We start from the raw sequence: 8,844 nt of genomic DNA on the forward strand, positions 1-8,844 counted from the left end.
CCGGACCCGGTCAGGCGCCGTCGACGCGGTCGAGCAGCGCGCGGGCCTGAACCGTGCGGGGATGGTCCGCCCCGAAGGCCGCCAGGCACTCCTGGTAGCAGGCCGAAGCCCGCGGACGGGCCTCGGCGGCACGGTCCAGCCCGAAGAGGGCCATGGCCTCGGTGAGAAGAGGGCCATGGCCTCGTTGAGGTCGACCAGCCCGGTCTCCTGGGCACGCTCCGCCCGGGTGAAGGCACGGTCCAGCACACCGGCGCTCTTCGTCTCGGCGAGGGCCTCCTCGTGCCGCCCCTGGGCGCTCGCCGCGAGGGCGGCGATGCTCACCGCCATCGGCACGGCCAGATCGTCCGGATGCCGCCCCACGGCCGCCGCCACGGAACGCGCCTCTGCCTCCGCCTCGGCATGACGCCCCGCCTCGTACAAGGCCCTGGCCCCCGCCAACAGGTCGTCCGCCCGCTGGGTGTTGTCGCGCCGGTCGCGCGACCGAAAGAATGCCATGGGCCGAGCATAGGAACGCCACGCACGCCTGTTCGGGGAATGGAACAAAACCCCGGATCTCCCTCCGGCGCACGCAACTGCACAACAGGCGTACGAAAAGCCTCAGACGGCCCCCTGAGCCGCCAACTCCCGCGCCGCCTCCGCCAGATCCTTTGCCGTGTCGATCGCCCGCCAGTAGGCCCCCTGCGGCAGCGGAAAGCCCGCCAGCCGCCGTTCCCGCGCCAGCCGCGGGAACGTCGTCCGCTCGTGATCCCCCAAATCCGGCAACAACGCCGCGAATTCGGGAGCGAACACGTACACCCCGGCGTTGACCGGATAGGGCGACGGCGGCGCCTCCACGAAATCCAGGACCTGCCCGAACTCGTTCGTCTCCACCACCCCCCACGGAATCCGCGGCCGCGCCAGCGCCAACGTCGCCACCGCCGCCCGCTCCGCATGGAACGCCGCCATCTCCCGCAACGGGAACCGCGTCCACACGTCCCCGTTCGCCGCGTACCACGCCCGGTCCGGATGCGGCAGGTGCCGGGCCGCGTACTTCAGCCCGCCCCCGCGCCCGAGCGGCTCCTCCTCCACCACCGTCGTCACCCGCAACGGCAGCACCGCCCCCGCCAGCCACTCCTGCAACACCCCCGCGAGGTGCCCGCACGAGACCACGACATCGGTCACCCCCTCAGCCGCCAGCCACGCCAACTGGTGCCCGATGATCGGCAGCCCCGTCCCCGGGATCTCGACCATCGGCTTCGGCCGGTCGTCCGTATACGGCCGCAGCCGCGAACCCTGGCCCCCCGCCAGGACGACGGCCTGGACGGGCGGGGCCGGGAACGCGGCCGCGCGGTCGGAGGATGATGCGGTCGGGGAAGGGGAGTCGCTCATGGCCGCCAGCGTAGGGACGGCCACCGCCCCCGCGGGGGCGGCACGTCGGGCGGTCAGCCCATCGAGGCGACCCCGGAGGCGTACGAGGTGTCGCACACCGGACGCGAGTAGGACTGCGCCTTCGTCGGCCCGTACGCCTCGACGGCGGCCCGCCCCAGCGCCCGGGCGATGCCCATGCAGTGCTCGGCGAGCGACGGCCGCCCGTTCACCTGCTCCTGCAGGTGCCCGAGGACCACACCGGGGTTCTCCCCCTGCTGCAGCTCGCTCAGCAGCTTGTCACGGAGCACGTCCTGCGCGGCACGCGGCTTCGCGGGCACGGAGACGTCCTCGGCGGAGGCGGTCAGGATCTGGGAGGGCGAGTTGTCCGCCCAGGGGACCATGGTGACCGCGAGGGTCCCGGACAGGACCCGGACGACGGGCAGGACCCGGGCGAGGGAACGGCCGATTCCCGGACAGGACCAGGACGACGGGCAGGACCAGGGCGAGGGAACGGCCGATTCGGCGGGCAGTGTGGGTCACGAGGGCGAGAGTAGCGCTCGGTGAGGATTTGGCGACATTTAGTCACCCGGTCGGGGGATGGTTCGACGTGGCTTTTCGATTTAAGGGTTGACGCGTGCGGCCGAATGGCCCGCTCTGCCGGGGTTCGTGGGAAACGCTACCCACAACTCCCGCGAGGGGGAGGCCCCTTCACGGAACCTCCCCCTCGCGTGCGCGTCAACGGCCCCTGTCAGTCGGAGAGGCGCGCCCCGGTCGACGTCGAGAACACGTGCATCTCCCCGGCCCGCGGCACCACGTGCAGCGAGGAACCCTTCTCGGGCACCTGACGGCCGCCCACGCGGACCACGATGTCCTGGCCGTCCTTGCTGCCGTAGACGTAGCCGTCGGCACCCAGTTCCTCGACCACGTTCACGGTGATCGTCAGACCGCCGGTCTCGCCGATGTCGAAGTGCTCGGGACGCACGCCGACGGTGACGGTCTTGTCGCCCGCGTCGGCGGCCGCCGACAGCGCCTCGCGCGACACCGGCACCACGCTGTCCCCGAACTTCACGCCGCCGTCGGTGATCGGCACCTCGACGAGGTTCATGGCCGGCGAGCCGATGAACCCGGCGACGAAGAGGTTCGCGGGCCGGTCGTACATGTTGCGGGGGGTGTCCACCTGCTGGAGCAGACCGTCCTTGAGCACCGCGACCCGGTCGCCCATGGTCATGGCCTCGACCTGGTCGTGGGTGACGTACACGGTGGTGATGCCGAGGTCGCGCTGGAGGGCGGCGATCTGCGTACGCGTGGACACGCGGAGCTTGGCGTCGAGGTTCGACAGCGGCTCGTCCATGAGGAACACCTGCGGCTTGCGCACGATGGCCCGGCCCATGGCCACGCGCTGGCGCTGACCGCCGGAGAGCGCCTTCGGCTTGCGGTCGAGGTACTGGGTGAGGTCCAGCATCTTCGCCGCCTCCTCCACCTTGCGGCGGATGGTGGCCTTGTCCTCACCGGCGATCTTGAGCGCGAAGCCCATGTTGTCGGCGACGGTCATGTGGGGGTAGAGCGCGTAGTTCTGGAACACCATCGCGATGTCCCGGTCCTTGGGCGGCAGGTGCGTGACGTCGCGGTCCCCGATGCGGATGGCACCGCCGTTGACGTCCTCCAGGCCGGCGAGCATGCGCAGCGAGGTGGACTTGCCGCAGCCGGAGGGCCCGACGAGGACGAGGAACTCGCCGTCCTCGATCTCCAGCTCCAGCTGGTCGACGGCGGGCTTGTCGCCGCCGGGGTAGAGGCGGGTCGCCTTGTCGAAGGTGACAGAAGCCATGGTGATGCATCCCTTCTACCGGCAGGAACGTGCCGGACGATCCGAGTGGAAGGTCTAGTCCAATATTCAGGACTCGGCCCGACGCTACCCGGTGCGGGGGGTTCTGTCAGCAATCTGACGGCCCGGATGCCAGAGCAGTTGCCTTTTGGCCCGGGCGTGGCAGAGCAACGTTCTTTTGGCCGAGGCCGGCAGAGCGACGGCTTTGCGGCCGTAGCGCTCCACGCCTCACTGCCCTCACGAGCAGCGGTTCCTGCTTCGACGCCCGCCGCCGAGCCGGCGAGACCCTACGGGTCACACCTGGCCGGTCTTACACAGGCTCCACAGGCATTGCGGCCGACGGCCCGTCGGTCCGTACTGCGCTTGACTTCGCTATGCGGCCGACACGAGGTTCACCAGCTCCGAAGCCCTGATCACACTTGGCGGCACGCGCCCGGGCGGCAGCGCCATCGCCACTGCCCAGTACAGCCGCAACCCCTCGTCCCGGAGGTTCACCGCCGCGTTCTCGTCCCGGTCGTGGAAGGTCCCGCACTCCGCGCAGGTCCACTCGCGGACGGACACGTCGAGCTTCGGCCCCTTCGTGTGGCACGCGGAGCAGCGCCGGGTGGACGGGAAGAACCGGTCCACGACCACCAGGGTCCGTCCGTACCAGGCGCACTTGTAGCGGAGCTGGCGTAGCAGCTCACCCCAGGCGGCATCGGTGATCGAGCGGTTCAGAGCCGCCTTGCGGCGCCTGTTCCTACCCTTGCCCGCACGCAGGATGCCGGTGATCGACAGGTCTTCCACCACGAGCACTTGGTTCTCGCGCACGAGGCGGGTGGTGAACTGGTCCAGCTGATCACGGCGCACGTCACCGATCGAGGCGTACACGCGGGCGATCCGCTCCCGCACCTTCCCTCGGTTCTTCGATCCCTTCGTCTTCCGGTGCAGGTCGCGCTGGAGGTTCGCGAGCCGCTTCCCGTACTTGGCGAGGAGGCGGGGGTGCGGGAGCTTCTCCCCGTCGTCCGTGGTCACCAGCGTCGCGACCCCGAGGTCGAGGCCCACGGCCTTGGGCTCCCGGCCCCCCGGTAGGAAGACCTCGGGGAGCGGAGCTATCACCTCCTCCACCAGGACGGAGAGGAAGAAGCGGCCGGCCCGGTCGCGGGTGACGGTCAGCTTCACCGGTAACTGTCCTGCGGGGAGCGCGCGCGACCAGCGGATGTCCAGTGGCGTCGTCTGCTTGGCAAGGGTGACCGTGGCCGTACCCGGACACTCGGGGTCCTCGACCCACCGGAAGCCGGTGCGGACGTAGGTCGCCGAGTCCTTTGACCGGTGTCGGGACTTTCTCTTCGGATACTTCGCCGAACCTTTGAAGAACCGGGAGAAGGCCGCGTCCAGGTGCCGCAGGGACTGCTGGAGGACCGTGGACGAGGTCTCCTTCAGCCACGCGGTCTCCCGTCCGCGCTTCCAGCCGGTCAGGGCCCGGCAGGTCTCCGCGAAGCCCAGCGAGACCCGGTGCTTCTCCCAGGCCTCTTTCCGGAGGGCCAAGCCCTCGTTGTAGACCCAGCGGCAGGCGCCGAAGGTCTGGGTGAGCTGCGCCGCCTGGTCGGCGGTCGGGTAGAAGCGGAAGCGGTAGACGCGCTGCTGCGTGCCCGGCTCCCTGACCAGCCCTTTCAGGGGCGCGATCGCTCGCCCACGGTGTTTGGTCCGGTCGTCCACTCCGAGGAGTTCGCGCTTGATGCGCCAGGCTTCCTCTCCCGATATCCGGTTCGCCATCGCCCCTCCCGCGCCCTCATCTTCAGAACGGCACACCAGTACGTTCAACGAACGCTTGCGTGAGGGGTTACGGGCCCCGCCCAATGTGATGGCTTGGGGATTCTGGGGCTGTGTAGAGTGTTGGCGGTTCCATGCGCGGCGGTGTCGCGGGTGGGAAGTTGTGCCGCCTTAGCTCAGTTGGTAGAGCACCGAACTTGTAATTCGAAGGTCGTCGGTTCGATTCCGACAGGCGGCTCCATCCCAGGTCAGAGGCATACTGACCGAAGGGATTCGTACAAAAGCGGAAGGCCCCGGGTGATCGCCCGGGGCCTTTTGCGTGTCTCAGGAGCGGCCCGAGATGTGGTTCGCGAGGCGGGCCAGGGGGGTCGTCTTCGGGGTGTGGGTTCTCGTTTCGTGGCGGTCGGCTTCGCGGTAGGCCGCGTAGAGGGCGTGGACGCCGAGCCAGCGGAAGGGTTCCGGTTCCCAGCGGCGGACGCGGTGGTGGACCCAGGGGAGGGCGGTCAGGTCGGTGGATTCGCCCAGGACCAGGTCGCGCAGGGTGCGGGCGGCGAGGTTGGCGGTGGCGACGCCCGAGCCGACGTAGCCGCCGGCCCAGCCGAGGCCCGTGGTGGCGTCCAGGGTGACGGTGGCGCACCAGTCGCGGGGGACGCCGAGTACGCCGGACCAGGCGTGGGTGATCTCCGTGCCGGTGAGGACCGGGAAGAAGGAGAAGAGGAGCTCCCTGAGGGCGCTGATGGTGGCGGGCTGGGTGTGGCCGTCGTTGTCCGTGCGGGAGCCGAAGCGGTAGGGGACGCCGCGGCCGCCGATGGCGATGCGGTCGTCGGCGGTGCGCTGGGCGTACATGTAGGCGTGGGCCATGTCGCCGAGGAGGGGGGCGTCGGCCCAGTTGAGCTGTGACCAGACGGACGGGGGGAGGGGGGCCGTGACGATCATCGAGGAGTTCATGGGGAGCCAGGTGCGTTTCTGGCCCTTGAGGGAGGCGGTGAAGCCTTCGGTGCAGCGCAGGACGTAGGGGGCGCGGACGGTGCCGTAGGGGGTGACGGCGCGGCGCGGGGCGAGTTCGGTGACGGGGGTGGACTCGTGGATGACGACCCCGAGGCGTTCGCAGGCGGTGGCGAGGCCGCGGAGGAGTTTGAGGGGGTGGATGCGGGCGCCGTGGGGGGTCCAGCTGGAGCCGACGGCGTCGGCGATGTCGATGCGGTTGCGGGTGGCGGTGGCGCCGTAGAGCTCGCGGTCGGTTTCGCCGAAGGTGAGTTCGGCGGTGTGGAAGGCCTTGAGGCGGGCGAGCTGGGCGGGGGTGCGGGCGACTTCGAGGACGCCGCCGCGGTGGATGTCGGCGTCGATGGATTCGGCGGCCGCCACGTCGATGACCTCGGTGACGGTGTCGTTCATGGCGTGCTGGAGGCGTTGGGCGGCCTGGTGGCCGTGGAGCCTGGCGTAGCGGTCGCGGCCGGCGATGCCGTTGTAGAGCCAGCCGCCGTTGCGGCCGGAGGCGCCGTAGCCGCAGAACTTCTGCTCCAGGACGGTGACGCGGAGGTCGGGGGCGGTGCGCTTGAGGTAGTAGGCGGTCCACAGGCCGGTGTAGCCGCCTCCGACGATGACCACGTCGGCGGTGGCGTCGGTGGTGAGGGGGGCGCGGGGTGGCTGGTGGGGGGAGGCGTCGCTCGCGTACCAGAAGGAGATGCCGCCGTTGATCGTCATGGGGGAGTTGGTACCGGCGGTGTGGGAGGGGTGTCCAGGGGCGGGGTGTCGTGTGTGGGGGGCGGGTTGTGGGCCGGTTGTCGGGTGCGGGAGGGGGTGGTCAGGGTTCGAGGACGACCTTGCCGGTGGTGGGGTGGGTTGTCAGTGGGGTCGGCCACGATGGGGGTATGGCGCGGAACGGGCGAAGTGATGGGCAGTCGGTGAAGGCGGCGCGGCGGGCGGAGGTGGCGCTGCCGGAGCTGGTGGCGTGGGAGGGGGGTGGGCTGGAGCCGGACGGGGATTACGACGGGCTGGAGTTCGCGGACCTGGACCTGTCGGGGCAGGAGGCGGTCGGGGCGCGGTTCATGGACTGCGCGCTGCGGCGGTGCGCGCTGGACGGGGCCGGGCTGGTGAAGGCGCGGGTCCTGGATTCGGTGCTGGCGGGGGTCCGGGGTGTGGGGGTGGACCTGGCGGGGGCCTCGTTGCGGGACGTTGAGCTGGTGGACGCCCGGTTGGGCGGGGTGCAGCTGCACGGGGCGGTGCTGGAGCGGGTCCTCGTGCGCGGGGGCAAGATCGATTACCTGAACCTGCGGCAGGCACGGCTGCGGGACGTGGTGTTCGAGGGGTGCGTGCTGGTGGAGCCGGACTTCGGGGGTGCGGTGCTGGAGCGGGTGGAGTTCCGGGACTGTGCGCTGCGGGGGATGGACGTGACGGGGGCCCGGCTGGTGGACGTGGACCTGCGGGGTGCGGTGGAGCTGGGGGTGGCGCGGGGTGTCGAGTCCTTGGCGGGGGCGGTGATCAGCCCGTCGCAGCTGTTCGACCTGGCTCCGGTGCTGGCGGCGCAGCTGGGGGTGCGGGTGGTGGCGTAGGGGGGCTGGTCCCGGGGGCGGGTCCGTCGTCGGTCAGGCGGGGACGCGGGGGAAGCGGGACTGGAGGGTCCAGATGACCGGGTTGTCGGCGAGGTCCTCGTGCATGTCGATGAGGTCGGCGATCAGGTCGTGGAGGAAGTCGCGGGCCTCGCGGCGCAGCAGGCGGTGGCTGAAGGTCAGCGGGTCCTCCTCCGGGGGCATCCAGTCGGCTTCGATGTCGACCCAGCCGAAGCGGCGCTCGAAGAGCATGCGGTCGCTGGATTCGGTGAAGTCGAGTTCGGCGTACTGGCTGTGGGAGGAGCGGCTGCCGCGGGGGTCCTGGTCGAGCTGTTCGACGATGTCGCAGAGCGCCCAGGCGAAGTCGAGGACGGGTACCCATCCCCAGGCTGTGGATACCTCTGTGTCCTTTTCGGTGTCGGCGAGGTAGACGTCGCCGCAGAAGAGGTCGTGGCGCAGGGCGTGGACGTCCGCCGACCGGTAGTCGGTCTGCGGGGGGTCGGGGAAGCGCCGGGAGAGGGAGTAGCCGATGTCGAGCACGTAGCCGATGGTGTCACGGGTGGGCGGGGGGCGGGTGGTCAGGATGGCAGGAGGCGCTGTTCCTTGGCGACGGCCACCGCGCCGGCGCGGGTGTCGACGCCGAGTTTGTCGTAGATGCGGCCCAGGTGGGTCTTGACGGTGGCCTCGCTGATGAACAGGGCGCGGGCGATGTCGCGGTTGCCGAGGCCGCGGGCCAGCTGGCCCAGGATGTCCAGTTCGCGGTCGGTGAGGGTGGGGCGGGTGCCGCGCATGTGGGCCATGACGCGGCTGGCGACGGGGGCGGAGAGGGTGGTGCGGCCGGCGGCGGCCGAGTGGATGGCGGCGAAGAGTTCCTCGGGGCGTTCGGCCTTCAGGAGGTAGCCGGTGGCGCCGGCGCCGATGGCGCGGGTGATGTCCGCGTCCGTGTCGTAGGTGGTCAGGACGAGGACGTGCGGGGGGTGGGGGAGGGCGGTGATGCGGCGGGTGGCTTCGACCCCGTCGATGCCCTCGCCCAGCTGGAGGTCCATGAGGACCACGTCGGGGTGGAGCTTGGCGGCCAGGGCGACCGCTTCCTCGCCGCTGCCGGCCTCTCCGAGGACTTCGATGTCCGGCTCGCTGCCGAGCAGGGCCAGCAGGCCGGCGCGGACGACGACGTGGTCGTCGCAGAGGAGGATCGTCGTCATCCTGTGGGCTCCAGGGGGATCGGCGTCATCCTGTGGGCTCCAGGGGATCGAGGCCGAGAGGACGGTGCCTTCGCCGGGGGTGGATTCGATGGTCAGGGTTCCGCCGAGCTGGCGCACGCGGGCGCGTATGGCCGGGAGGCCGTGGCCGCGGTCGGCGGGGGCGGAGGTGGCG

8 protein-coding genes, 1 tRNA gene and 1 pseudogene are annotated in these 8,844 nt (G+C 70.8%); 2 read left to right on the plus strand and 8 right to left on the minus strand.

What is annotated here, in order from left to right; all coding sequences use genetic code 11:
- From VR44_RS29275 to VR44_RS29295, 5 genes and pseudogenes are all read right to left on the minus strand, one after another.
- Window positions 1-495: pseudogene (locus VR44_RS29275) on the minus strand (hypothetical protein); the annotation flags it as partial.
- Window positions 496-597: 102 nt separating this feature from the next.
- Window positions 598-1,368 (minus strand): nucleotidyltransferase family protein, encoded by a 771-nt coding sequence (locus tag VR44_RS29280; protein WP_169791057.1) that lies wholly within the window; start codon window positions 1,366-1,368, stop codon window positions 598-600.
- 53 nt (window positions 1,369-1,421) lie between these two features.
- A complete protein-coding gene (locus tag VR44_RS29285; RefSeq protein ID WP_045950631.1) occupies window positions 1,422-1,814 on the minus strand; it encodes a hypothetical protein in 393 nt (130 codons plus the stop codon).
- Between the two features lie 281 nt (window positions 1,815-2,095).
- Complete coding sequence (locus VR44_RS29290; protein WP_045950632.1) at window positions 2,096-3,172, minus strand: ABC transporter ATP-binding protein; 1,077 nt, start codon at window positions 3,170-3,172, stop codon at window positions 2,096-2,098.
- Window positions 3,173-3,541: 369 nt separating this feature from the next.
- The gene (locus VR44_RS29295) at window positions 3,542-4,924 is read right to left on the minus strand and encodes an RNA-guided endonuclease InsQ/TnpB family protein (protein ID WP_045950633.1); all 1,383 of its coding nucleotides are present in this window, start codon (window positions 4,922-4,924) and stop codon (window positions 3,542-3,544) included.
- A gap of 162 nt (window positions 4,925-5,086) precedes the next feature.
- On the opposite strand from VR44_RS29295, the gene VR44_RS29300 reads away from it, so the two are divergent.
- Window positions 5,087-5,162, plus strand: a tRNA-Thr gene (locus VR44_RS29300).
- Window positions 5,163-5,245: 83 nt separating this feature from the next.
- Here the strand turns inward: VR44_RS29300 and VR44_RS29305 are convergent.
- Window positions 5,246-6,625: an NAD(P)/FAD-dependent oxidoreductase gene (locus VR44_RS29305; protein WP_045950634.1), complete on the minus strand. Its 1,380-nt coding sequence runs from the start codon at window positions 6,623-6,625 to the stop codon at window positions 5,246-5,248.
- 167 nt (window positions 6,626-6,792) lie between these two features.
- Between VR44_RS29305 and VR44_RS29310 the strand changes: the two genes are divergently transcribed.
- Window positions 6,793-7,473 (plus strand): pentapeptide repeat-containing protein, encoded by a 681-nt coding sequence (locus tag VR44_RS29310; protein WP_094191993.1) that lies wholly within the window; start codon window positions 6,793-6,795, stop codon window positions 7,471-7,473.
- A gap of 33 nt (window positions 7,474-7,506) precedes the next feature.
- On the opposite strand, the gene VR44_RS29315 is transcribed toward VR44_RS29310, so the two are convergent.
- Both VR44_RS29315 and VR44_RS29320 read right to left on the minus strand, forming a co-directional pair.
- Window positions 7,507-8,010: a hypothetical protein gene (locus VR44_RS29315; RefSeq protein ID WP_045950635.1), complete on the minus strand. Its 504-nt coding sequence runs from the start codon at window positions 8,008-8,010 to the stop codon at window positions 7,507-7,509.
- Window positions 8,011-8,048: 38 nt separating this feature from the next.
- Entirely contained in the window at window positions 8,049-8,672 is a 624-nt protein-coding gene (locus VR44_RS29320; protein WP_045950638.1) for a response regulator, read from the minus strand.
- Window positions 8,673-8,844: the final 172 nt, after the last annotated feature.

The sequence above is a fragment of the Streptomyces katrae genome, from assembly GCF_000966975.1.
Classification (GTDB): domain Bacteria; phylum Actinomycetota; class Actinomycetes; order Streptomycetales; family Streptomycetaceae; genus Streptomyces; species Streptomyces katrae.

What these genes read in the sequence shown, in the direction of transcription:
- VR44_RS29280 (WP_169791057.1), bottom strand. Translation starts at nt 1,368, where the DNA reads ATGAGCGACTCCCCTTCCCCGACCGCATCATCCTCCGACCGCGCGGCC.
- VR44_RS29290 (WP_045950632.1), bottom strand. Translation starts at nt 3,172, where the DNA reads ATGGCTTCTGTCACCTTCGACAAGGCGACCCGCCTCTACCCCGGCGGC.
- VR44_RS29295 (WP_045950633.1), bottom strand. Translation starts at nt 4,924, where the DNA reads ATGGCGAACCGGATATCGGGAGAGGAAGCCTGGCGCATCAAGCGCGAA.
- VR44_RS29305 (WP_045950634.1), bottom strand. Translation starts at nt 6,625, where the DNA reads ATGACGATCAACGGCGGCATCTCCTTCTGGTACGCGAGCGACGCCTCC.
- VR44_RS29310 (WP_094191993.1), top strand. Translation starts at nt 6,793, where the DNA reads ATGGCGCGGAACGGGCGAAGTGATGGGCAGTCGGTGAAGGCGGCGCGG.
- VR44_RS29320 (WP_045950638.1), bottom strand. Translation starts at nt 8,672, where the DNA reads ATGACGACGATCCTCCTCTGCGACGACCACGTCGTCGTCCGCGCCGGC.